General features: G+C 47.6%; 23 protein-coding genes. 12 read left to right on the forward strand and 11 right to left on the reverse strand.

Features of this window, described 5'->3' with window-relative positions:
- Positions 1-9: 9 nt before the first annotated feature.
- Complete coding sequence (locus tag Q365_RS0119455; RefSeq protein ID WP_028024912.1) at positions 10-1224, reverse strand: pyridoxal phosphate-dependent aminotransferase; 1215 nt, start codon at positions 1222-1224, stop codon at positions 10-12.
- 409 nt (positions 1225-1633) lie between these two features.
- On the opposite strand from Q365_RS0119455, the gene Q365_RS0119460 reads away from it, so the two are divergent.
- The 6 genes from Q365_RS0119460 to menE are packed head-to-tail and all read left to right on the forward strand — an operon-like array spanning position 1634 to position 8796.
- On the forward strand, positions 1634-2950 hold the full coding sequence (locus Q365_RS0119460) for an isochorismate synthase (RefSeq protein WP_028024913.1): 1317 nt from the start codon (positions 1634-1636) through the stop codon (positions 2948-2950).
- 5 nt (positions 2951-2955) lie between these two features.
- Entirely contained in the window at positions 2956-4719 is a 1764-nt protein-coding gene (gene menD, locus Q365_RS0119465; RefSeq protein ID WP_051563835.1) for a 2-succinyl-5-enolpyruvyl-6-hydroxy-3-cyclohexene-1-carboxylic-acid synthase, read from the forward strand.
- Complete coding sequence (menH, locus tag Q365_RS0119470; RefSeq protein WP_028024915.1) at positions 4703-5518, forward strand: 2-succinyl-6-hydroxy-2,4-cyclohexadiene-1-carboxylate synthase; 816 nt, start codon at positions 4703-4705, stop codon at positions 5516-5518. Before menD ends, menH begins: the two co-directional genes overlap by 17 nt.
- Before the next feature lie 10 nt (positions 5519-5528).
- Entirely contained in the window at positions 5529-6395 is an 867-nt protein-coding gene (gene menB / locus Q365_RS0119475) for a 1,4-dihydroxy-2-naphthoyl-CoA synthase (RefSeq protein ID WP_016961022.1), read from the forward strand.
- 11 nt (positions 6396-6406) lie between these two features.
- On the forward strand, positions 6407-7390 hold the full coding sequence (menC, locus tag Q365_RS0119480) for an o-succinylbenzoate synthase (protein ID WP_028024916.1): 984 nt from the start codon (positions 6407-6409) through the stop codon (positions 7388-7390).
- Positions 7369-8796 (forward strand): o-succinylbenzoate--CoA ligase, encoded by a 1428-nt coding sequence (menE, locus tag Q365_RS0119485; RefSeq protein ID WP_028024917.1) that lies wholly within the window; start codon positions 7369-7371, stop codon positions 8794-8796. The genes menC and menE overlap by 22 nt, the downstream gene beginning before the upstream one ends.
- On the opposite strand, the gene Q365_RS0119490 is transcribed toward menE, so the two are convergent.
- The 3 genes from Q365_RS0119490 to Q365_RS0119500 form a co-directional block, all read right to left on the reverse strand.
- Positions 8789-10654, reverse strand: a complete 1866-nt coding sequence (locus tag Q365_RS0119490) for an MFS transporter (protein ID WP_028024918.1) — start codon at positions 10652-10654, stop codon at positions 8789-8791. The two genes, menE and Q365_RS0119490, sit on opposite strands and share 8 nt — an antisense overlap.
- 31 nt (positions 10655-10685) lie before the next feature.
- On the reverse strand, positions 10686-11285 hold the full coding sequence (locus Q365_RS0119495; RefSeq protein WP_028024919.1) for a TetR/AcrR family transcriptional regulator: 600 nt from the start codon (positions 11283-11285) through the stop codon (positions 10686-10688).
- 158 nt (positions 11286-11443) lie between these two features.
- A complete protein-coding gene (locus tag Q365_RS0119500) occupies positions 11444-11839 on the reverse strand; it encodes an NINE protein (protein WP_028024920.1) in 396 nt (131 codons plus the stop codon).
- A 268-nt stretch (positions 11840-12107) separates the two neighbouring features.
- Between Q365_RS0119500 and Q365_RS0119505 the strand changes: the two genes are divergently transcribed.
- The 3 genes from Q365_RS0119505 (at position 12108) to Q365_RS0119515 (ending at position 14883) form a co-directional block, all read left to right on the forward strand.
- On the forward strand, positions 12108-12998 hold the full coding sequence (locus tag Q365_RS0119505; RefSeq protein WP_028024921.1) for a Tim44 domain-containing protein: 891 nt from the start codon (positions 12108-12110) through the stop codon (positions 12996-12998).
- A gap of 322 nt (positions 12999-13320) precedes the next feature.
- The gene (locus Q365_RS0119510) at positions 13321-14508 is read left to right on the forward strand and encodes an MFS transporter (RefSeq protein ID WP_028024922.1); all 1188 of its coding nucleotides are present in this window, start codon (positions 13321-13323) and stop codon (positions 14506-14508) included.
- Positions 14509-14640: 132 nt separating this feature from the next.
- The gene (locus Q365_RS0119515) at positions 14641-14883 is read left to right on the forward strand and encodes a TIGR02647 family protein (protein WP_028024923.1); all 243 of its coding nucleotides are present in this window, start codon (positions 14641-14643) and stop codon (positions 14881-14883) included.
- Between the two features lie 177 nt (positions 14884-15060).
- Here the strand turns inward: Q365_RS0119515 and Q365_RS0119520 are convergent, their stop codons facing one another.
- From Q365_RS0119520 to dinG, 6 genes are all read right to left on the reverse strand, one after another.
- The gene (locus Q365_RS0119520; protein WP_028024924.1) at positions 15061-16479 is read right to left on the reverse strand and encodes an alanine/glycine:cation symporter family protein; all 1419 of its coding nucleotides are present in this window, start codon (positions 16477-16479) and stop codon (positions 15061-15063) included.
- Between the two features lie 426 nt (positions 16480-16905).
- Positions 16906-17067: a pleiotropic regulatory protein RsmS gene (gene rsmS / locus Q365_RS26540; protein ID WP_081796317.1), complete on the reverse strand. Its 162-nt coding sequence runs from the start codon at positions 17065-17067 to the stop codon at positions 16906-16908.
- Positions 17068-17072: 5 nt separating this feature from the next.
- The gene (locus tag Q365_RS0119530; RefSeq protein ID WP_028024925.1) at positions 17073-17987 is read right to left on the reverse strand and encodes a histone deacetylase family protein; all 915 of its coding nucleotides are present in this window, start codon (positions 17985-17987) and stop codon (positions 17073-17075) included.
- Between the two features lie 8 nt (positions 17988-17995).
- Positions 17996-18544, reverse strand: coding sequence for a primosomal replication protein PriC (gene priC / locus Q365_RS0119535; RefSeq protein WP_028024926.1), 549 nt, complete (start codon positions 18542-18544; stop codon positions 17996-17998).
- Between the two features lie 26 nt (positions 18545-18570).
- The gene (locus tag Q365_RS0119540; protein ID WP_035025389.1) at positions 18571-19344 is read right to left on the reverse strand and encodes a TSUP family transporter; all 774 of its coding nucleotides are present in this window, start codon (positions 19342-19344) and stop codon (positions 18571-18573) included.
- A 21-nt stretch (positions 19345-19365) separates the two neighbouring features.
- A complete protein-coding gene (gene dinG, locus Q365_RS0119545) occupies positions 19366-21444 on the reverse strand; it encodes an ATP-dependent DNA helicase DinG (protein ID WP_028024928.1) in 2079 nt (692 codons plus the stop codon).
- 517 nt (positions 21445-21961) lie between these two features.
- Between dinG and Q365_RS0119550 the strand changes: the two genes are divergently transcribed.
- The 3 genes from Q365_RS0119550 (at position 21962) to Q365_RS0119560 (ending at position 24096) form a co-directional block, all read left to right on the forward strand.
- Positions 21962-22984 (forward strand): porin, encoded by a 1023-nt coding sequence (locus Q365_RS0119550; RefSeq protein ID WP_028024929.1) that lies wholly within the window; start codon positions 21962-21964, stop codon positions 22982-22984.
- A 63-nt stretch (positions 22985-23047) separates the two neighbouring features.
- Positions 23048-23680, forward strand: coding sequence for a YccT family protein (locus tag Q365_RS0119555; RefSeq protein WP_028024930.1), 633 nt, complete (start codon positions 23048-23050; stop codon positions 23678-23680).
- A 17-nt stretch (positions 23681-23697) separates the two neighbouring features.
- The gene (locus tag Q365_RS0119560; protein WP_245621579.1) at positions 23698-24096 is read left to right on the forward strand and encodes a hypothetical protein; all 399 of its coding nucleotides are present in this window, start codon (positions 23698-23700) and stop codon (positions 24094-24096) included.
- 6 nt (positions 24097-24102) lie between these two features.
- On the opposite strand, the gene Q365_RS0119565 is transcribed toward Q365_RS0119560, so the two are convergent.
- On the reverse strand, positions 24103-24489 hold the full coding sequence (locus tag Q365_RS0119565) for a TraR/DksA family transcriptional regulator (protein ID WP_245621580.1): 387 nt from the start codon (positions 24487-24489) through the stop codon (positions 24103-24105).
- Positions 24490-24545 lie beyond the last annotated feature (56 nt).

Consider the following 24545-nt stretch of genomic DNA (forward strand, 5'->3'; position numbering starts at 1 on the left):
ATTGGACGTTTATTGACTGTAGGTCGATAGGAAGCGCTCAAAGCGGCCAATCGCCAGTTCTAAGTCGTCTACGCGAGGTAAGGTCACAATGCGGAAGTGGTCAGGTTTAGGCCAGTTGAAGCCAGTGCCATGCACCATCAATACTTTTTCCTGCATCAGGAAATCCAGCATCATTTTCTCATCGTCGTAGATTTTATAACGCTTGGTATCAATTTTCGGGAAGAGGTAGAGTGCGCCTTTTGGCTTCACACAGCTCACGCCCGGAATTTGATTGAGCAGCTCGTGGGCTTTATCACGTTGCTCAAGCAGACGTCCGCCCGGCAAAATCAGCTCGTTAATGCTCTGATAGCCACCTAGCGCAGTTTGAATCGCATGCTGCATTGGCACGTTGGCACACAAGCGCATGGAAGACAGCATTTCCAATCCAGCAATATAGCTCTTTGCTTTGTGAAGCGGGCCAGAAAGAATCATCCAACCTGAACGGAAGCCACATACTCGATAGGATTTAGACAGACCACTGAACGTGACACAGAAAACGTCAGGCGCCAATGGTGCTATCGAATGGTGTTGTGCGCCGTCGTACAAAATCTTGTCGTAGATTTCGTCTGCGAAAATGATCAGGTTGTTCTGACGTGCGATTTCCGCAATCTCAAGCAGGAAGTCACGGCTGTATACCGCGCCCGTTGGGTTGTTCGGGTTGATCAGTACGATGCCTTTGGTATTTGGTGTGATCTTGGCTTTGATGTCAGCCAAGTCAGGGTACCAATCAGACTCTTCGTCACACATGTAGTGAACAGGTTTACCGCCAGACAAAGATACAGCCGCTGTCCACAATGGGTAATCAGGAGACGGAACCAATAACTCATCGCCGCTGTTCAGCAGGGCTTGCATCGACATCACGATCAGCTCAGATACGCCATTCCCCAAATAGACGTCTTCAACATCTAAATCGAGCATGCCGCGTTTTTGGTAGTGCTGAACCACGGCTTTACGGGCTGAGTAAATGCCTTTCGAATCACAATAGCCTTGAGAGGTCGGCAGATTGCGGATCACATCAACCAGAATTTCATCCGGTGCATCAAAGCCAAAAGGGGCTGGGTTGCCGATGTTCAGTTTTAGAATTTTGTGGCCTTCTTCTTCGAGGCGCTTAGCCTGCTTCATCACTGGACCACGAATGTCGTAACAGACATTATCCAGCTTGTTCGACATCCCGATATCTTGCATCATGATTCCTGAGCGTAAATTTTGTTATTTGCAGTAAATTACACTAACGAAAGGGGTTATATAAGTAGCTAATAGTAAAAAGCAGCGAAAAGGAGAGAAATCAATGATTAAATCCTGTTTAACCCAGACGTTATGCTAGAACATTCGATTTTCATCATAAACAATAAGGCTGTAGAATGGCTTTCCAACAGGAAATATTATCGAGTTTGTCGCGAATTACTGGCTGTTGATGTAAAAACCGCCATTTGGGTGATATTTTGCACACCCAACACACGTGGAACGTGTGATCACTGGTCGCGACGGGGATGGCCCCGCTATGTATTCAAGCATATTTAGGTTGCATGAATGTCGTTAGCAAACTGCAATACCCAAGGAATCGGGCACTTTGTGAGAATTTAGTGAGGTTAGTGTGACCGATTTAAACCAAGCGATAGCCCAGCTTGTTGATTCCTTGTCGACGTTATCTCCGCTCCCTTATCAGTTAAGGGTGTGTTTTTCTTGGCCCGAGTCGGTCGACCCGATCGAGTGGCTTGATGCCCAACCAATATTTCCTAAATTCTATTGGCAAACCCGCGACACTCGCGATGAAGTGTTAGTGCTGGGCCAGGTGAAAACCTTCACTGATCCGCTTGCGGCTGAGACCGTTCTTGCTTCAGGGCAGCGTATATGGGGCGGTCGCTCATTTGATGGACGAACAGAGCGCAATCAGCGTTGTTTGCAGTCTTTTTTCTTCTTGCCTCAAATCGAGATTGCGCGTCAGGATAAGGCATGGAGCATCACAGTTAATCTCGGTGATGATCTGCTTAAGACGCAAGCAGCCCTGTCAAAACTCACACTAACGTATCCGTCACTATCGCCACCTGAATGTCATATCCTTTCCACTGAGCATTTCCCGTCTTACCCGCGATGGTCGAACATGATTGATCGCGCATTGACTCAGATCGATCAGACTGATTTGCAAAAGGTGGTACTCGCGAGAAAGACGTCTTTGTCTTTGGATAGAACGGTATCTGCAGCACAGTTGCTCAAGGCCAGCCGTGACCAGAACAGCGCTAACTTCCACTTTATGTTGGCGTTGGACGCTAAACACTGTTTTGTTGGCTCTACGCCCGAGCGGTTGTTTCATCGTCAGGCACAAGCACTTTCCACGGAAGCATTGGCAGGCACGATCGGTCGAGGAGTCAGCTCAGAAGATGACCTAGCGTTGGCGCAGTGGCTGTTGAATGACAGCAAGAACGCGTACGAGAATCGTTTGGTGGTGGAAGACATTTCAGCCCGCCTTGCCGATTACTGTGAAACGCTGGCGGTTGAAGAAACGCCGCACCTCGTGCGTTTGCGCAAAGTGCAGCACTTAAAACGATCGATTGATGCGGTACTCAACCATGACGTGACTAGCTCTGCTTTGCTAGATAGTTTGCAGCCGACAGCGGCTATCGCGGGACTACCTCGTGAGAGCGCCGTTTCGTTTATTGTTGAAAACGAACCCTTTGTTCGCGGTTGGTATAGTGGCTCGGTGGGGTATTTGGGTACACAACAAAGTGAATTTTGTGTCGCGATACGCAGCGCCTTGATGATGGGCGATGCGCTGCATTTGTTTGCAGGTGCAGGTATTGTTCCCGGCTCCGATGCCTTAAGTGAATGGCACGAACTTGATAGAAAAGTATCGACTTTGCTGAGTCTTCTTAAACCTATCCCAGATGCTACTCGCGAGAAAAAAGCAGGATAATTCCTTTGATTTCAAATCATACCGCCTTAAGCCAAGGCACTTTAAACCAAGTCACGTTAAACCGTATCTGGTCTCGCCTTGTGCTGACCTCGCTGGTGCGGTCGGGCGTCGTGGATATCTGTATTGCTCCTGGCTCTCGCTCAACGCCACTCACGCTTGAGGCTGAGTGTCTTAAACGCAACAACCCGAATATTACCCTTCATACCCATTTTGATGAGCGTGGCTTAGGCTTTTTGGCGCTAGGTCTGGCGAAAGCCTCTCAGCGCCCTGTGGCGGTGATTGTGACTTCTGGTACGGCAGTCGCGAATTTATTGCCAGCGGTGGCCGAGAGCGGGCTGACGCGCGAAAAGCTGGTGCTTTTAACCGCCGACCGACCGTCGGAGCTAATTCAATGCGGTGCAAACCAAGCGATTGGGCAAAAGGCAATTTTTGGCGAACACGCGGATCAGTTCTGTGATTTACCGTCGCCGACCCAAACGATAACGCCGACATGGTTGTTGTCGCTGTTGAGCGAAGCCTTGCATCAGCAACGGGAAAGTGGTGGCAGCTTGCATGTCAATTGCCCGTTCCCTGAGCCTTTATACGGCGATATGGATGATGCGAGTCAGTATCTTGCTCCTGTATTGCCATGGTTAGACGGAGATAAACCCTATTTAAGCTTCACAAGAATGTCTCCATGCTTGGAAGATGTGAACGTGCAATGGCAGCATGTGGTCAACAAGCAGGGCGTGCTGATCGCGGGTCGCATGACGCAAGGCGATCGCAAAGCTGTCCAAGTGCTTGCCGACCAACTTGGTTGGCCTCTATTAACCGACCCTCAAGCCGGACAAGGCTCTGACTATGCTGGCTTTGATGTCTGGTTACAAAACCCGGCCTGTGTAGAGTTGTTAAAACGCGCAGAGTGCCTTGTGCAGTTTGGCAGCCGTTTGGTATCCAAACGCTTAGGGCAGTTTATTGCATCGTTTGAGGGTGACTATTGGCTGGTGGATGAGCATCAAGGCCGACTCGATCCTTCCCATAAGCCTGCATATCGCGTCATTGCAGCGCCATCCGCTGTGGCTAACACATTGACTGAACGCACGCGCCAGATGAACCTGCCGCAACCTGTGAATAGTTGGGCGAGTGAGCTAGCGAATGCCAGCCAACAGTATTTGTCGTTACTTCAGGAGCGAAACTGCTCTTCTTCTGGCGTATCTGAAGTTGCATTTGCCACTGATAGCGCCGATTGGATAACGCCGGATTGCGATGTGTTTATTGGCAACAGTATGGCAATACGCTTGTTGGACATGTGTGCCTGTTTGCCGGATGTGTCCGTGTTTGCCAACCGCGGCGCGTCGGGCATTGATGGCTTGATAGCGTCGGCGGCAGGGGTTCAGCGAACACGTCAAAAAGCCATGCTATGCCTGCTAGGAGACACGTCAGCGCTTTATGATCTGAATAGCTTGGCGTTGTTGGCGAATAACCCTCACCCGTTAGTGATGGTAGTGATTAACAATAACGGCGGCGGTATTTTCGATATGTTGCCCGTGCCGGAAGCTGAAAAAGACACTTACTATCGCATGCCTCATGGCGTCGAATTCTCCCATGCAGCGGCTATGTTTGGGCTAGGGTATGCCAACCCGACGACGTTGATGAAAGCACGTGAAACTTGCCTCGAAGCGCTGAATCAAACGGGCACGACAGTGATTGAACTGACGGTGCCATCAGGTGAGTGCGGCCGTGATTTGAAAGCCCTCTTTGAAGCCGTTCGCCATGCCAACCTGTTGTAACCCATTATCGGCTCGCGTCTCTGGCGCCAAAGGCCGACCTGCTATTGTATTTCTTCATGGATTGCTTGGTTCGAGTAAAGATTGGCAAGGAGTCGTTGATATTCTTGAACAAGATTTTACGTGCTTGACGATCGATCTTCCCGGGCATGGCAATAGCAAAAACGTACGTGTTGAAGATATGGGCGAGGCTAACGGCTTTGAAGAAACGGGCAGATTAGTTATTCAAGCCATTCAATCCCATCTCAATCAACCATTCTGGCTTGTTGGTTATTCTTTGGGCGCTCGTATTGGCATGTACTTGTGTGCTTTCTTGCGTCAAGAACTGACAGGCAACGCTAGTATGCTGGGGCTTATCATCGAAAGCGGTCACACTGGTTTACCGGAGAGTGAACGTGGCGCGAGATTTGAAAACGATGAGCGATGGGCTGTGCGATTTGAACACGAACCCATGTTTGATGTGCTTCAAGACTGGTATCAACAAGCGGTCTTTTCTTCACTAAATCATGAGCAAAAACAAAGTTTGGTGACCATCCGCAGTGATAACCTCGGCATTGAAGTAGCCAGCATGTTGCGTGCCACATCTTTGGCAAAGCAACCGTTGCTGATTGAGCCCCTCAAAACGAGCGGCCTGCCGCTTTATTATTTTTGTGGCGAGAACGACCCCAAATTTGGTGCGCTGGCGATGCATTCGGGATTTGATTTCCTGACGATTCCAAACGCTGGACACAATATTCACGCTGAACAGGCAACCCTGTTTAGCCAGCACGTAAAACGGCTGATCAACACATTAACGAATTGATGGAAGCATTATGGCGATAACAACAGGTTTAACTGAACAGGAACTCTATGCATCGGTAGAGTGGAATGACTGCTCTGAAGGCTATGAAGACATTCTTTTTCATAAGTCTGTTGACGGCATTGCTCGTATTACGATTAACCGTCCTGAAGTGCGTAATGCGTTTCGTCCGCAAACCGTCAACGAGATGATCAAAGCGCTGGCTGATGCGCGCTATGACGAAAAAGTGGGCGTGATTGTGCTAACCGGCCAAGGCGAGCATGCGTTTTGCTCTGGCGGCGACCAGAAGATTCGTGGCGATTACGGCGGCTACCGTGACGACCAAGGTACGCACCACCTCAACGTGTTGGATTTCCAACGTCAAATCCGTACGTGCCCGAAACCAGTCATTGCTGCAGTCGCAGGTTATGCCGTGGGTGGCGGACATGTATTGCACATGATGTGTGATTTGACGATTGCTGCTGACAACGCGCAGTTTGGCCAAACTGGCCCGAAAGTGGGTTCATTTGATGGCGGCTGGGGTGCTTCTTACATGGCACGTATCGTGGGCCAGAAGAAAGCGCGCGAGATTTGGTTCCTTTGTCGTTTCTATGACGCGCAAGAAGCGCTGGATATGGGACTGGTTAACCATGTTGTACCTTACGCTGAACTGGAACGTGAAACCGTGCGCTGGTGTCGTGAAGTGCTTCAACACAGCCCAATGGCACTGCGCTGCTTGAAAGCGGCATTGAATGCAGACTGTGATGGTCAGGCTGGCCTGCAAGAGCTGGCGGGCAACGCGACCATGATGTTCTACATGACAGAAGAAGGTCAGGAAGGACGCAACGCATTCAATGAAAAGCGTCGTCCTGACTTCGATAAATTCCCGCGTAACCCTTAATGGGAATGGCAATGAGACACGCGACGATTTATCGCTATGCTTTGCCAATGGACAGTGGTGTGATTTTACGTCACACCCGTCTTGCCACACGTGATGGGTTTATCGTCGAGTTGCGTGAGAACGGTCAGTTAGGGCGCGGTGAAATTGCGCCTTTGCCTGAGTTCAGCCAAGAGACTGCCGACGACGCTGCTGTGCAAATTGAGCAAGTACTGTTAGATTGGCTTGAAGATAAATCGATCGATTGGGATACGCTTTTCCCATCGGTTGCCTTCGGACTTTCCGTGGCGTTGGCAGAACTTCATGGTGAGTTACCCGCGCAAGGTAACTTCCTTGCCGCGCCGTTGTGCAGCGGCGATCCGGATGAGTTGGTGCAAAAGCTGGCTGAGTTGCCGGGTGAGAAAGTTGCCAAGATCAAGGTCGGAATGTATGAAGCGATCCGTGATGGCATGGTGGTGAATATGTTCCTTGAGGCGATCCCTGATCTCACCCTGCGTCTTGATGCCAACCGCCAGTGGACGCCGACCAAAGCTCGCCAATTCGCTAAGTATGTCAGCCCTGAATTTCGCTCTCGTATCGCGTTTCTGGAAGAGCCTTGTCAAACACCCGCTGAAAGCTTGGTATTTGCGCAAGATACTGGGATTGCGATTGCTTGGGATGAAACCGTGCGTGATGACGGCTTTGTCGTGAGTACACAAGATGGTCTGAGTGCCGTGGTAATAAAACCCACGCTGGTGGGCAGTGTGCAGAAGGTTCAAAGCCTAGTTGCACAAGCGCATGCTTTGGGGTTAGTCGCTGTGATCAGCTCCAGCCTTGAGTCCAGCTTTGGCTTAAATCAATTAGCCCGCCTTGCCCAATGGCTAACGCCGAACATACTGCCAGGTTTAGATACGGTGGATTTATTTGGTGCGCAACTTGAAGTGCCTTGGCCAAATTGTTCATTGCCACTTGTATCGTTATCCGACTGCGACCTGACATGGCAACAAACCAACCAATAAGCTTTGCACAATGGCCGTGGCATCACTGGATGGCGTTACATCCGGATGCTGCGGCGATTTGCTGTGACAGTCAAATCATCAGTTGGCGACAGCTTTGCAATGACATTGATAGGGTAGGGTTCGACTCTACTCTGTCAAACCGCTCGCTTGTCGCTATCCTTAGTGAAAACCGATATGACACCTTGGTACACATGCTGGCAGCTTGGCAGTATGGCTTTGCAACCTTGATGCTCAACCCTGCGTTTTCGGAATCTACCCGTAACGACATCTTCGAACGTGTTGGTATTGATGCGCTTATTGCGCCATCGAATGAGTCATCATTTCCTTCTGATGCTATTTCGTCTCCTTCATTTGTATCCACTTCGTCTGTTTGCGACTCGTCAGTTTCAAGTACCGTCGATTACGATCCTCAGCGCTGTCTGACATTGACACTAACGTCTGGCTCCAGCGGTGCGCCCAAAGCGGTTGCTCACTCTGCTAGCAATCACCTTGCTAGCGCGTCTGGGTTATTCTCGTTGATGCCTTTTGCATCGTCTGATTGCTGGTTGTTGTCACTGCCTTTGTTTCACATTTCCGGTCTTGCGATTGTGTGGCGTTGGCTGGCGAAAGGCGCGACGTTGAAAATCGCGGATACACAGGGTAATAACCTAATGACGGCGCTTAATGGCGCAACTCATGCCTCACTGGTGCCGACGCAATTGGCGCGTTTGGTGGAAGCAGGAAAGCCATCGAGTTTGCATTCGGTCTTGCTAGGAGGCGCGGTGATCCCACAGTCTTTGGTAGACAGTGCCGAGCAGCAAGGCATTGGCTGTTGGTGCGGATATGGCATGACCGAAATGGCATCGACCATTACTGCTAAACGAGCCAACGGTGCGTTCTCAGTGGGTTCGGCATTGCCGTATCGCGAATTAATGCTGTCTGAGCAAGGTGAAGTTTGGGTGAAAGGTGAAACGCTATCGTTGGGTTACATGGTTGATCGTCAGCTTGAACCGCCGAGCAGTGACTGGTTTCAGACTAAGGATAAGGGCTCGTGGGTGTCAGGACTTAACGATCTGACGATCATCGGTCGCCTTGATAACATGTTTATCTGCGGCGGCGAGAATGTACAACCGGAAACGGTAGAGCGCGTGTTAAGCCGCTTTGAGGGCGTATCACAACTGTTTATCGTGCCATTGGCGGATACAACATGGGGACATGTTCCGGTTGCTATTGTAGAGGGCGATATTGATGCCGCCGCATTTTTGGCATGGTCGAAGTCGCAGTTGCCGGCCTACCAATGTCCAAAGACAGTATTTTCGTTACCTACAGACCTGCAGTCGGGGGGAATCAAAATCTCTCGCCAGACACTGTCGGTCTGGCTGCATGAACATGTCCATTCTCTTGGCGACGTGTGCGAATCTAACTGATCTCTCCACGTAACGCTTTCACCGCATTAAATAATCGCTCTGATGAAGCATCGTTCGGTGAGACTGGCGACCCCGCTTCAATGATGACATTGGAGCGACAGCATCTCGGCATCTTCAACAAGGCGCGACCGCCTTCTCGGCTAAAGTAACTTCCCCACAAACCTTTTAACGCAACGGGGATAACAGGGACTGGCGTTTGCTTGAGGATCAAATCAATTCCACGCTTGAACGGGATCATCTCGCCATCAGAGGTCAGTTGCCCTTCTGGGAAAATACACACCAATTCTCCTTCATTCAGCTGTTCTTTGATCTGATTGAGCGCACAACGGATAGAGCCGCTGCTGAGCTTGATAGGGATCACTCGACTGGCTTTGAAAAAATAGTGCAGCACGGGAAGGTGGTAATAGTCTTCATCCATCACAAAGCGAATGGGACGAGGGCATGCGCCAGCCAGCAAAAGGGCATCCACATAACTGACATGGTTACTCACCAACAACGCGCCCCCTTCTTCAGGTATGTGCTGCAAATTTTGATGTTTCACACGGTAAACGCTATGGCTGAGCAGCCAAACAATAAAGCGCAGTGCGAACACGGGCACTTGCTTACCAACGTACAACGCCACCGTGAGGTTCATGAGAGACAAGACCAAAAAGAAGGCGGGAATGCTGAGCTCTACGACGCCAAGTAACACAATGGCGAGTATGGCGCTGACCACCATGAACAGTGAGTTGTAGATATTGTTCGCGGCGATCACTTGTGAGCGTTCACTTTCCGCCGAGCGGCTTTGCATCATGGCGTAGAGAGGAACAATGAAAATGCCGCCGAATATGCCGATAAACAGAAGATCGACAAATACCCACCACAGCGACGGTTCGGATATGAAATCAATAAATGAGTGAGTGACGGGCACGATGTCTGGTGTTGAGAACAGAAGGTGCGCGCCAAATATCGTTAAGCCTAACGCACCAATTGGCACAATGCCGGGCTCGATACGGTGGCCGGATAGTTTGTCACACAGAAGCGAGCCAAGGGCGATGCCGATGGAAAACAGTGTCAGTAAAAAAGACACTGAGGCTTCGTTACCCCCTAAGTAGAGCTTGGCGTAATTGGGAAACTGCGTGAGGTAGCTTGCACCTAAAAACCAAAACCAACTGATCCCAAGAATGGATTGCAGCACGACTTTGTCTTTGTGGGCAATGGCTAAGGTGGTTTTCATTTGACGAACGGGGGCGAAATCTACCTTTAATGAAGGGTTACCTGCGTCAGCCTCGGGAATGTGCCGTGCGCTAAGGTAACCAAGTACGGCAAAAAGCACCACTGAGGCTGCTGCGAGCAGTTTGGCATCGGTCTGATTCGCAATAACGCCAGCGACGATGGTTCCCAGTAGAATCGCTAAGAAGGTGCCCGTTTCGACCAGTGCGTTACCCGAGATCAATTCGTTCGGCTTCAATGTCTGTGGTAGCAATGCGTATTTGACGGGGCCAAAAAAGGCCGATTGCGTACCCATCAAAAACAGCAACAAAAGTAGCAGCATATAGCTTTCGTAGATAAACGCGACCGCTGCCAAGCTCATAATGACGATTTCGACTAACTTAACGACGCGGATAAATTGCGACTTTTCATACTTGTCGGCGAGTTCACCAGCAAACGCGGAAAAGAGAAAAAAAGGAAGGATGAACAAACCCGCGGCGAGGTTGATAAAGAGGTTGGTACTCATACCCAACGCACTAGGAGCGGCAAAAGCAACCAGAATCAGCAGCACATTCTTGTAAACGTTGTCATTAAACGCACCGAGTGCTTGCGTGACAAAATAGGGAAGAAAACGTTTTTGAGCTAACAGGGCTGATTGCTTCGACATGAAACCTTCTTAAATAGAACCTTTGAAATGGTTAGGCTTCAACCCAGCTAGATAGGTACCCAGTAAGCAGGTTTTCTATCAACCTTCCGCCGTCTACGTGAGCGTCAGTAAAAAGCTTGTCGTCAACACTTAAAAGGGTAATGCCGTGGACGCCTGCCCAAAGCACGCGGCTAGCTTCAATGACATCGTCATCGCTTTTGCTTGGAGATACTTGGCGAAGCAGGGCTTCAAGTAAGCCCGTCATGTTTTCAATTCGATCGCTATGCCATTCGGGCATTTTGTCGCCTTGCATGGTGTGTTCGAACACGAGTTGCCAACGATTAGGGTTGGCGGCAGCGAAATCTAAATACAGGTGCGCCAATGAAAAGAGCGCCTCTTTTGGTGAAGTCGCGTGAGCCAGTTTGTCTTGGGCTTGATGATGAAGATCATCCAAGGTGCGTGCAACGATATGGAGTAGCAATATGTTGTAACTGCCAAAGACGTTCACCAAGGTGCTTGGGACATAACCGATCATGCCGGCAATTTTTCGAAGGCTGAGGGATTGGTAAGGGGCGGAGGCTAGATACTCTTCGACACAATGAAGTGTCAACTCTACCAATTCTTCGCGACTGTGGTCGTTTCTGCGGGCCATTACATCATGCTGCAAAATAGTGAACAATGTTCGATATTCTAGGAGTGCCTGAATTAAAGGGCAAGTAATGTGCCTCTCAGTTTGAAGATATATACCCAAGCAACCTGAAGATGCAGGATTCAGGTTGTTTGGTATATCTGCGAGGCTTAGCGGAAAAACTAGGAGAAACGCTTGGCGTTTTTGATGGAGACTTGATCGTTAAGTGTCCAGAAATCATAAATCACGCCGATGAAGCAAAAGCCAAACGTGACCAAATACAGAATGCCCGAGAGCCATTTCCCCATATACATACGATGAATCCCAAACACGCCTAAGAATGTCAGTAGGATCCAAGCGACTGAGTAGTCATATTGTCCGCTATGGAAGCGGAGATCGGCTTCGCGATCCATGGAAGGGATCAAGAATAAGTCGATGATCCACCCTATGCCCAATAGACCGAAAGTAAACAACCAAATCGTACCGGTGACGGGCTTGCCGTAATAAAAACGGTGCGCACCAAGGAAACCAAAAATCCAAAGTATGTAACCGATAACTTTGCTATGCGTGTCGTTCATATAACCTCCCCTTGAACAGTTAAGCGGCGAGAGTGTAAATCAACTATCGCGCAAAGTGACTGATATAAATCGTATTCGGCCACTTTTTTTTTGCGACGTCGCTAAAAGAAGAATGCTCACTCGCAAAAAAGCGCTTGGTCCCGCGGAAATGGTAAACGATTGGTAACACTTTCCGAGAGGACATGGATTGACTTTATTTGCGATCAGCTTAGCATGAACTCATGTTACGCTTTATGCGTAGTCTTGAAACTGAACGTAAAGGTTTGCAATGAAACGTTTTTTTGGATTGTTCGCGCTGATGTTTGTGATGGTGGTTTCCGCCCCACACGCTGAAGCGAAAAAATTTGGTGGCGGGAAATCTTTCGGCAAAAGCTTTAAGACAGCGCCTGCGCCTAAATCTCAACCAACCAATACAAATTCTATCAACAAGCAAAATGATCCGTCTGCTGCGGCGAAATCGTCGTCTAAAAAAGGCATGCTGGGTGGTTTGATGGGTGGCTTATTGGCTGGTGGTCTAATCGCTGCAATGTTTGGCGGTGCGTTTGATGGCTTCCAGATGATGGACTTCCTGATCATCGCTGTGATTGCGTTTGTACTGTTTAAGATTTTCAAAGGCATGATGGCGGCGAAAAGCGGCGCGATGAATCAGCCCAATCGTCAGGCTTATGCCGGAAACAGTGAGCCAAAAAGCAATGGCTACTACCATGAGCAACCTCAATTTCGCGAGTCGACGGAAACGTCTTCTACCGGTGGTGGCTTTGGTGCTGTGAATAATGATGTACCATTCAACTTCCCGCCAAACTTCGATATGGCAGGCTTCGTGAACGGTTCACGTGAGCACTATCGTATTCTGCAGGGTGCGTGGAATCACAACCAACTTGAAACCATTCAAGAGTATGTGACCCCTGAGCTATACAATGACTTGTCTGAAGAGCGTCGCAAGCTAGATGGCGAGCAGCACACTGAAGTGATGTATGTGGATGCAGAGATTGTTCGTGCAGACTACGATAATCAACGCGCTCAGTTGAGCTTGCAGTTCAGTGGTCGTTACCGCGATGGTCATGAAGGTGTTGAAGAAGATATCACTGACATCTGGCACTTAGAACGCGACATGACACAAGCCAATGCACCTTGGTTGATCGTTGGTATTCAAGCGTAAGATATCATCGCGAGAGAGCTAACAGAGTTGGATCTCGGGTGAGCAGATTATGTTTTGAATATGAAAAGCAGCTGGCTAACAGCTGCTTTTTTTATGGGTATAAGATTCCTGTCATAACGATACAGCGACCTACGTCATTGCTGAATACTCGTATACCCAAGCAACCTGAAGATGCTCGATTTCAGAGGCCATCAGGTTGTTTGGGTATAAGACATCCATGTTGTAGATGTTTGGTTGTTGATGTTTGATGTGAAATATTCTCGTTCGCATATTTGCTGTCACACGGTTAAAGTGTCAAAAAAGCGCCTTGTGGAGTAATTGCGTGAACGCACTGAAAACCCCTACTCACCTTCTGATTGCCATGGCATTTATCATGGCGATGACCTTTTCTGTCTGGAATGTTCTTCTTAATAATTTTGTTATCGAGAAAGCAGCCTTCACGGGCAAAGAAATTGGTATTTTGCAGAGCCTTCGCGAAGTACCTGGCTTCCTCGCATTTACAGCAATCTATTTGCTGCTTTGGTTTCGTGAGCAGACCTTTGCGATTCTATTTCTGGCGGTCATGTGTGTCGGTGTCGCGGTAACAGGATGGTTCCCTAGCGAGTGGGGGCTTTATCTCACCACCGTTGTCATGTCTATTGGGTTTCACTACTTTGAGACGGTCAATCAGTCATTGACGTTACAATGGGTTGATAAGGACAAAAGCGCGCACTTTATGGGGCAAGTATTGGCATGGAAGGGGGCTGCTAGCCTGATTGCCTATGGCACCGTATGGTTAATGATGGAATGGTTTGAAGCAGACTATAACCTCGTTTATATGCTGTTTGGTTTCTTCGGCCTTTGTGCGGTGTTGTTTCTATGGTTCTATTTCCCTTCCTTTGAGTCTCCGCATGTGCAAACTCGCAAACTGATTTTGCGCCAACGCTATTGGCTTTACTACAGCCTGACGTTCCTCAGTGGCGCGAGACGACAAATCTTCATCGTCTTCGCAGGCTTTATGATGGTAGAAAAATTTGGCTACTCTGTTGGCGAAGTCAGCTTGCTGTTTATTATCAACTACCTATTTAACATGCTGTTTGCTACCAAAATCGGTTCTTGGATTGGACGAGTGGGAGAGCGCCGAGCCTTGACGGTTGAGTACATTGGCTTGGCGATTGTGTTTACCAGTTACGCCTTTGTGGAGAATGCCCAAATGGCGGGTGCGCTCTATGTCATTGACCACCTGTTCTTTGCCATGGCCATTGCAATTAAGACTTACTTCCAGAAGATCGCGGACCCACAAGACATTGCATCGACTGCCGGTGTGAGCTTTACTATAAATCACATTGCAGCGGTGGTAATCCCCGCGGCATTGGGTTTGGTGTGGCTTTATTCACCTACAGCGGTATTTTTGGTAGGAACTGGGCTGGCGATATGTTCATTGATTTTGTCGCGCTTTATTCCAACGGCGCCAGACGCCGGTAATGAAGTACGATTCTTCAGCACGAAGCACGCTCAAGATGTGGCATAAATCAAAGTTCTGGTGATTTACCGATATTTGAATACATTGATCGACCAGTTCTTGATCTCGGCACAGTTTACCGTACGTTTGAAGGTCTATATTGACTCAACTGATTGATTGTAAATGATTGCGGGAGGCCTTATGCCATTTACCTCTGAAATGCTTGAAGAAATGAATGTTCTGGTGAAGTTTACGCTTTCAACAGACATGGCTGGAATCAAGGTCCACAGCGATGCCGATCCTATTCTTGTTGCTGCAACTGAGCGACTTTATGAGAAGAAGTTGGTGACAGCAAAAGATGGTGGGTACTTGACGTCTATCGGGCGCGATGCTGTTGAGCACGCGAAAGAAGCTTTGCGCATTCTAAGATCAGAGCCTCAATAAGCGTTTCTGATTACGGTTTCTGATAACTTAACTTCGAAAGCATTTTCTATAGAATGTTAGGTTGCACGTAAAACATCTAACATACTGAAAAAATCCAAATAGCATCTAAATACAAAAGGGAGCCCGAAGGCTCCCTTTTTCATGGGTCATAAACTCAGAAATCTTAAACGTTGCTTCTTACCAAACGTCTTTGTCGATCTCTTTATCAAGCTTTGGAAACTGAGTACGGTCGAAAGTCGGGGTTTTACCCGCTTTGCGTTGCGCTTCATAGTCTTTCAGCAGGGCAAATGCCACGCCAGATAGACCCAAAATAGCCACCAAGTTGATGATCGCCATCATACCCATTGATAGGTCCGCAAAGGCCCATACCGTTGGCAGGTCAACGACTGCACCTACGACAACCATTGCAAGTACCGCAACGCGATAGATATTTATCGCCAGTTTGCTTTTAAAAATGTACTCGATGTTTGATTCGCCATAAGAATAGTTGGCAATCAAGGAGGTAAAGGCAAACAGTAAAATCGCGATAGCAATAAAGCCTGCGCCCCACGGGCCTACTTCAGTAACAAGCGCCGCTTGCGTTAGCGCAATACCGGTAACGCCACTTTCAGTGTCTAGCATGCCTGATAGCAGAATAATCGATGCAGTTGCTGTACAGATAACGATGGTGTCGATAAAAACGCCCAGCATTTGTACATAGCCTTGTGCGGCAGGGTGATTAGGACGCGTTGACGCTGTTGCAGCAGCGTTTGGTGCAGAACCCATACCTGCTTCATTCGAGAACAAACCACGTTTGATACCTTGCATCATCGCCGCACCAATTGCGCCGCCAGCTGCTTGTTCTAAGCCCAGTGCACTTTTGATGATGGTTGCGAAGATCTCAGGCAGAACGCCAATGTTAATCGCAATCACGTAAACGGCAACAATCAGGTAGCCAATTGCCATGAATGGCACTACAAGCTCTGCAACGCGTGCGACAGAGCGCATACCACCGAAGATAATTGGCGCTACGCCAATCGCGAGGATAATGCCTACCCAAGTGTTGTCAGTGCCAAAGGCTGTATTCATCGCTGCGGCAATAGAGTTTGATTGAACACCGTTAAATGCTAAGCCAAACGCCACGATTAGGCATATTGCAAAGGCAATACCTAACCAACGTTGACCTAAGCCTTTTTCGATGTAATAAGCGGGGCCGCCGCGAAAGGTGTTGTCATCGTGATTAACTTTGTACGCTTGCGCCAATGTTGATTCGATGAAGCTGGTGGACATGCCGACAAGGGCCGTCACCCACATCCAAAACACTGCACCAGGACCACCAAGGTAGATAGCAACGGCAACGCCGGCCATATTACCTGTGCCTACGCGTGCAGCAAGGCTTGTACTAAATGCTTGGAAAGAAGATATGCCCCCATCAGCGCCTTGGCGGCTGTCTTTGATGAGTGAGAACATGTGCCCAAATGAGCGGAATTGAATGAAACCAGTGCGGATCGTGAAGAAGATACCTGCACCGATCAATAGATAAATAAGTACGCTTCCCCATAGCAAGCCATTCCCGGCATCAACAAAGGAAACGAATTGTTCTTTTAGTTCCGTCATAACAAACTCTACTGTCGTCAAAAATGAAAAGGCAGCGGAGTGATAAGGAGGTGACAGGGGTTCTGAAACATCCTTCTCAGCTCTCTACCCCGAGTGCATAAATGTCACTCTGGCGACGCTTCCTTGCAGAGATTCATGGCCTGTAGCGTTGCGCGTCTTTTGCGCTATCTTCAAATCCTTTTGAGCATGCCCCTACGACCAGCTTCACTAATGGCTATTGCGCATTAGATAGAAAGCGGCAGGATAATACTTCACATTTGGACTTTGAGCATCAGTAAATTTCGTCATTTGGTCAAATATCAACCATATCGAGAGGTTTTATTGCTTAATGGCAACACAAATGCAAAGTTGATTTAACAGTAAGGGGCGGTGTGAGATTTTCTTATTATCTTGGTTCAGAGTCGGTAGCCACTACCGACAGCCATTTTAGTTCTGCTGATCTTGTACTTTCTTTTCGAAATCGGCTCTGACGATATCTAAGGCTCTTAGCACGGTCTCTGGTGCAACCTCGTTGTTTTCTAATAGATAGATAAGGTCTACAGCAAGCTTAATGTCGTCTGGGGCTTGGTCAAATCCGGGTTGGTTCATGTCAGTTATATTCCGCTATGTGGGTAGTATGTACGCAGGGCAGAGAGCACTAACTCTGCGTGAAGAGGGACGAGCGCTTCTTGCTCGGTACGATACCCTCCGCCAATCACTGCGGCAACGGGAATTTGATGGTCATAACAGGCAGAGAACACCGCTTGGTCTCGTTGAGCAATACCGGATTGGCAAACAGAAAAGTAACCGAGTTCATCGTCGACATGAATATCGACCCCCGCATCATAGATCACCATGTCAGGCTCGTGTTGCGCCAAAGCAAGGGTCAGGCAGGGCAAGAACTCGCGTAGATAACTGTGACTGTCGGTGCCAATGGGCATAGGTAAGTCGATATCCGACTCGGGCTTACGAGATGGAAAGTTCTTCTCACAGTGCACCGACAAGGTGACGATGTCTGCTCTATGCTTAGCCAACGTGGCGGTGCCATCTCCCTGATGGACATCGCAATCTACAATCATGACTTTTTCGATCTGCGGGTATGATAAGGCATGCTCCGCCGCAAGAATTAAATCGTTGAACAGGCAAAATCCACTGCCAAAATCATGGTGGGCATGGTGATAGCCTCCCGTGAGATGAATAGCAACGCCATGCTTGATGGCTTTATCCACAGTCAGCGTTGTCCCGCCAAGGGAAGTCAGCGATCGATGGATTAAGTTTGGGCTCCAAGGAAACCCAATACGACGCATTTTGACTAATGGAAGTTCGCCGGAAATCAGTGCATTAACATAGTCATGATCATGAATAGACTTTAACGTGTCACTGTTCAACGGTTCAGGCTCAAACGTCTGAACTGGCCATTTTTCGTTATCGATATGTGTTTTGAGTAACTGATACTTTTGAAGCGGGTAGCGGTGCCCTTCGGGCAAGGGGAAGTTAGAATAAATAGGGTGGTAAATAATGGGTAGCATAACCAGAGTTACCCCTTCTTTTCTCTAAACGCGATACGCGCTTCAATTTTCTTTTTCGATTCGCGGCAGCGCGCCAAGCGACTTTCAGCAACCAATAAACTCTTCTGCGCGTGCTGTTGTTGCGCGATAGTTTGGCCATGCGCCATGTTGGATTCAGCATCACGAACCATATCCGCAAGGCGTCGCTCCCATTCTTGATGCTGAGCAAGTTCTTGATATAGCTGGCCAGTAGAGATGCCAAATTTTGGCGCAAAGCTCTTTTCTTTTTGTCGAATAGAGACAGTCGCAATTTCACGTTGCAGCGCACTGATTTGGTTTATCAGGCGTTCGCAAAGATGCTCAGCGCGCATGGCGGAAAGTTTCCCGCTGGCTTGCTCTCGCTCCAACGAGTCGACCACGCTTTTGGATTCGGACACGCAAGGGGTAAGCAAACGAGCAAGACAGCTAAACAGACGCTCATCAAAAAGAGGTTTGATGCCTTCGCCTCTGCGCCTATCTATCTCTGCCGCTTGCAGTCCTAAGGCGTGAAGTTGTTCTTTTATTGGGGATAAATCCATGACGTTTCTCTATCGATGGTGATGAATTAAAACCACGCATCAATGGCGAGTTTTACTGACAGTATCACGACAACAGTGATGAACACAGGGCGAATAAACGCGCTACCAAAGCGGATGGCGGAATGTGCACCAATATATGCGCCGACCATTAAGCATACGCCCATGGTTAAGCCGATGGCCCAGTTAACATGGCCCAATATGATAAACGTAACCAGAGACGTGATGTTGCTAGTGAAATTCATGGCTTTTGCCAAACCCGAAGACAACAGCATATTCATTTTGTACATCGACATGGATGAAACGACCCAAAATGCCCCAGTCCCTGGCCCGACAACACCATCGTAAAAGCCTAGCGACAGGCCTTGTCCCCATTGTTTGGTATTGAGTTTAGGGTCGTTTTTTGGCAGTTGGTGATTGTCTACTTTGGACGGCGGGCGACAGATGGTGTAAATCGCGATCACCAGAATGACCAGTGGCAAAGCCTTTTCAAGCCATGCGGTGCTGATGTAATCCACCAGTAATGTGCCAAGAATGGCGCCAATCAATGTTGCCAAGAACGCGTGTCGCCAAAAAGAGGGAGAAAATAACTTCTTTCGATAATACGTCACGGCGGCTGTTGATGAGGCGAACGTTGCAGCGAGCTTATTGGTACCCAAAGCAATGTGCGGAGGCAAACCAAGAGAAAGCAATGCAGGGACAGTCAGCATACCGCCTCCGCCTGCAACGGCATCAATGAAGCCCGCTGCAAATGCCACAATGGCCAGTATGGCGATGGTGGATGGTTCAAGAATTTCCAGCATGAAAAGTGGGCTCGATAAGGGTTATGAATAATCAATGACACGTTTGAATGGCGGTAAAGCGTCAAGCAGTGATTTACCATAACGACGGCTGACGACTCGTCGATCCAGTAAAACGACGCGGCCAGTGTCACTTTCTTTTCGTAGTAGTCTACCCGCTGATTGTATTAGTTTTTTACTCGCTTCCGGAACAGAAATTTGCATAAAAGCATTCCCGCCCTTCCTTTCTATGTATTCGGCGTGCGCTTCTTCCACTGGGGATGTCGGTACGGCAAAAGGAACTTTGGTGATAATCAAGTTTGTGAGTTGGTCACCGGGTAGATCCAAGCCTTCAGAAAAGCTCCCAGTACCAAAGAGAATACTGACTTTTCCATCTTTGCAGCAGCGTCTATGCGCGTCGAGAATAACAGTACGAGAGGCTTCTCCCTGTATATGAAGATGCCAGCCATTCTTTTTGATTTGGGCGCGTATTTTGTCCGCGACTTGATTCATCTGCCAATAGGAAGAAAAAAGGACAAGACTGGCAGTTTGTCCTTCTAAGTATTCCAATAAGACATCCGGAAGCATGTCTGTGAATCCGTCTTGCTGAGGTTCAAAAGGCAACGATGGAACAACCAATCGAGCATTTTCTTGGTAATCGAAAGGCGAAGGTAAAGCCAAAAAGCGAGTGCCATCTTTCTCATCGAGACCCACTTGGCGACAAAAATAGCTAAACGAATTGAGTGCGCGAAGCGTGGCTGACATAAGCCCAACGCCAGCTGCACGTGACCAAAGTAATTGGTCAAGCCTCCAGCCAATCTCCAGTGGTGAAACATGCACCACCAAATCGTTCTCGCGCTCTGGGCATTGTTGTATCCAGCGCGCAAGCGGCGCCCCTTTATCTGAATTAGGTTGAGCCATTAAGGTCCATACCTTTTCTAGGTTTTCCATTCGCTGAAGAAAGAATGCGGATTCGGCCAGTAAGGGGTCTGCGATGCGCGCACTGATCTCGCCATCTTTTAAACGCTCAGACACTAAATCATGAAGCTTTGCTTGGGATTGATGCGCTTTTTTGACGGCTTTCTGCAGTTCTTTCGCCTCGGTGATTAGGCTTTCTGGTAGTTCTCCATCTTCAAACCGATAAATGCCATCTTTACTAAGGGGAAGTGATTTCAGCATTTCGCGAACTGAACGTAAGCCAGGGATAAGCACTTGAATGCCAGATTGAAGCGCATCAAGGAAACGGCTGCTGCGCTTGATGTCTCCAGCGTTGGCGAGCTTAGACGCAGACTGATTGAGTTTTTCCAGCCAAGAGGCGGCCCCGATAAGGCTGGCAGAGGCCGCAGAAAAGTCGCGGGCAACAATAGGAAGGTGATGTGCCTCATCGATCATGTAAAGCGCTTGCTCGGGCTCGGGAAGTATAACGCCACCACCGAGTTCGAGGTCTGCCATGAGTAAGCTATGGTTGGCGACAACAACATCTGCTTTGTCGAGAAACTCCCGAGCTTTGGCAAAAGGGCAGCCTCGGTGTGCGCTTAACCCCGAGTGACAGGTGTGTTTATCAGAAACAATGCTCAACCAGATGGTGTCGGGAATGGTTTTAGGCCAGTTGTCTCTATCCCCATCCCATTTACCACGGGAATAGGCATCGTACATATCGTTGATTAGGTCGATATCGGATTTTTTGGGTTTTTTCTCAAAAAGTGCTTGCTGCCCATAGCCCTCAGCACTCGCAGCTCCCGCTAGTTTCTCGCCACAGCAATAACGTTGGCGACCTTTCGCGAGAACAAAGCTAAATTCTCTTGGAACAATCCGCCTAAATAAAGGTAAGTCTTTTTCTACCAACTGTTCCTGCAATGCAACCGTCGCCGTTGAGATCACCACTTTCTTGTTATTGTTTAATGCGAAAGGAATGGAGCCCATCAGGTAAGCCATCGATTTCCCGATTCCCGTTCCAGCTTCTGCAACCAGGATTCTCCGCTTTGGGTTGTATTCGCCCGCCAGTGTTTTTGCCAATTCTGCAACAAGGTAATTTTGTGCCTTCCTTGGAATAAAATTCTGCAACTGAGCTTTCAAATTCTCGTAACTGCAACGGATGTCTTTTTTAACTGATGGACTAAGCATGGAGGACACATAAAGGTAACGGGAACCGCATTATATCACGGTCGGAGAATGTGAATGAGTTCAAGTATTCGATGATTAGTTTTATGTTTTGAGATTTAGATCACGAATATGAATTGAACTAATATTAGCTATCACTATGAAAAACTTAAGTAATGCCATTCACTGCATGAATGAGGTGTTTGCAATACATTATCCTGCAATTTGGTTTTAAATATGGACATTTCGACATAATTAACTAATTGAGGAATGCGACGAAGTTTGCAGAAATTTTACATTTCCATTTAATTACTGTGATATCACTCGAAGGCGATTGTCTATATATCTGTATTTAAATGACTTTTTGTTTTTTTGAGATTGTTTTTTGTGAATTTGACAGATTTTAGATTTCTCTGCACTCTAAGTTTCGAAGTTAAAGCGTATTTGTTGCAGGGTTTTTGTGACGCTGTGACAGGTACAAACATAAAAGGGATCCCGGAACAGGAATTCCATTCTAATAAAGAAAAGGCAGTGGATTAACATGAAAAAGACAATTCTAGCTATGGCAGTTCCAGCTCTGTTGGCAGCAGGCGCGGCAAATGCAAGCGTAAACTTGTACGATGCAGACGGCGTTTCTGTTGATTTGTCAGGCGCAGCTGAAATTCAGTACTACAAAGGCTATAGCCCTTCAGATGATAGCTACCTTCGCATTGATGATGCTGACCTAAGCTTGACAACTGCTATCGAAGTAAGTGATAGCCTAGATGCTGTTGCTGGTATGGCTTTCAAATACGAAAACCATTTCTCTGGCGATATAGCAAACACAACGGGCGACGTTCAAAATGACGAGCTTTGGGTTGGTTTCGCGAGCAGCGAGTTTGGTACAGTTACATTTGGTCGTCAAATTCTGATTATTGATGATGCTGGCAACCAAAAAGACTACGAACTCGGCACTGAGCAAACAAACTTTGTTCAATACGAAGGTGCGCAGGTTATCAAATGGCGTTATGACAACGGTACTTTCTACGCTGGCGCTGAAATTGATCTAGATAGCAACAAATCAGACACAGTAGACGGTACTCAGATCGTCGATGGTGTTATCGGTGCACGTTTCGATTCATTAGATGGTCGCGTGTACTTTTATGACGGTGAAAATCTTTCTGAAACCATCCAAGGCAGTGCTTTGACTGTCGATGCTACAGGTTTTAACTTTGAACTTGATTACGCCATTAATGATGCATTTGATATCGCAGTTGCATACGGTCAAATTGAATACAAAGACACAAGCTCTACAAGTCAATTTGATATAGATGTGTTTGGTATTTCTGGTGGTTACCAAGCAACCGAGACAACGTCTTTTGCTGTTGGTTATGATTGGATCGATGGTGATGGCAAAGGCACTATCGCGAATGCAGAATCAAGTAGCTTGTATGCAAACGTTACCTACAAAGTAGCAGCTAATGCTAAGGTATATGCAGAAGTTGGTGTAGCTGATGCAGAGCTTGCCGGTGCAGACGTAGATACTGACACTGGTTATGTGCTTGGTATGGAAGTTAAATTCTAAGCTTAACTATGTGCATATATAGCCGCCTTATAGGCGGCTTTTTTATTCCAAGAGGATAAATGAATGAAAGTGTGTTTACTCGGACTTTTGGTATTGTCAGGCGCTGTTAATGCCGCCGAAATTACTGCAAAGAATGGTATTGAATTTCTTGTTATCAATGGTGAAGACGTAAAAAAAATTGCCGATGATGGCGATAAGCGATTGGATTTGAAACCTGGCAATCATCAAATAGTGGTACGTTATGATGATGAAGTTAAGCGAGGATCTAAAAATGTTATTTTCACATCAAAACCCTATGTTTTAGATCTGGAAGTATCGAATAGCGATTTAGCGGTGGTTGTTCCCAAATTCAAAATTGAAAGCCAGGCATCCGCTTTTTTTAGGGAACCCGTGTGGGAAGTTGAGACTATCTCTACAGGCAAGACTAAAGTCATTACTGGAATTAAGATGAAGGGCAGTGGTTTTGGTTCATATAGAAATATGGAAAATGCGGTCGCTGATTTTAACAGGCAAAACGGCATCATCATCGAAGGCGGTGAAGCCAAAGATCTAGAAGAAGTCCTTGTTAGTGTTGATGGTGAAGGTAACGTTGATATCAAAGGTGATACAACTACGCAGCTGAAACTTTGGTATACCAAAGCAACCAATGATGAGAAGAAAGCATTCAAACGTTGGATGATTGAACAGGACTTTTAAATATCAAGGAAGGTTGTATGAATTGTATGAAGTATTGGGCCGTATTGGTTTTTCCTCTCCTATTAGCAGGGTGTCAAAGTTCATTGGTTAGCAGTTTGCCTGCATCTGACTATCAGGGGAAAGTTCCTGATGGATTAAACCAACAGCTTTTGGGTTTGAATGAAGCTCCGGCACAATCTTCAAGAGGAGCAACCACACACTTAATTTATGAAGAAGATAAGGCTTTGCTTACGATTGTTGAAAAACTTCGCAGTAACCGATGGTACTGGGACATGAATAAAAGTGAAGTCGCAGACAATGTTAAATTCTATACCTGCGAGCAATTTGGGGCAGCTATTGACGAAGGATTAGGCGTGCGGACTTGGTTCGTCAATGGTTTTGTTACCGATGTCATTTCAGCGGGTGATTGCAACTAGAAGCCTCTAGCTAGAGGCTTTTAAATGATGGTAGTGGTTGTGATTGCGACACTCTTGGCAGCGCAGTTCAGCGGGGTCGCTTTGCAAGTCTTCCAAATCAATGCTTTCCTCACAGTCTGCGCAGAGCCCATACAGGCCTGTGTGGATTGAACAAAGTGCCGCATCAATCTTCTCTAGGCGCAGGCCATCTTCATGCAGAGAGTCACTTTCTCGTCTGCACAGTTTAATCAGATGTGCGGTAGGCACATTTGATATATCTAGTCCGGTTAGTGTAATTAACGCATCTTCCAATCTGCTACGAACGGTTTCTTTCTCATTTATGAGCTTTTTTTGTAGCTGTGCTACGATTTCTATATCAAGCATGGTGATGTCTCGGTGTGCGTTATCAGCCAAGTAGTTTAGCTAATCACGATGTTCATGCTCTGATATATATCAATACAACGCCGATA

The organism is Enterovibrio calviensis DSM 14347, assembly GCF_000621165.1.
Lineage (GTDB): Bacteria > Pseudomonadota > Gammaproteobacteria > Enterobacterales > Vibrionaceae > Enterovibrio > Enterovibrio calviensis.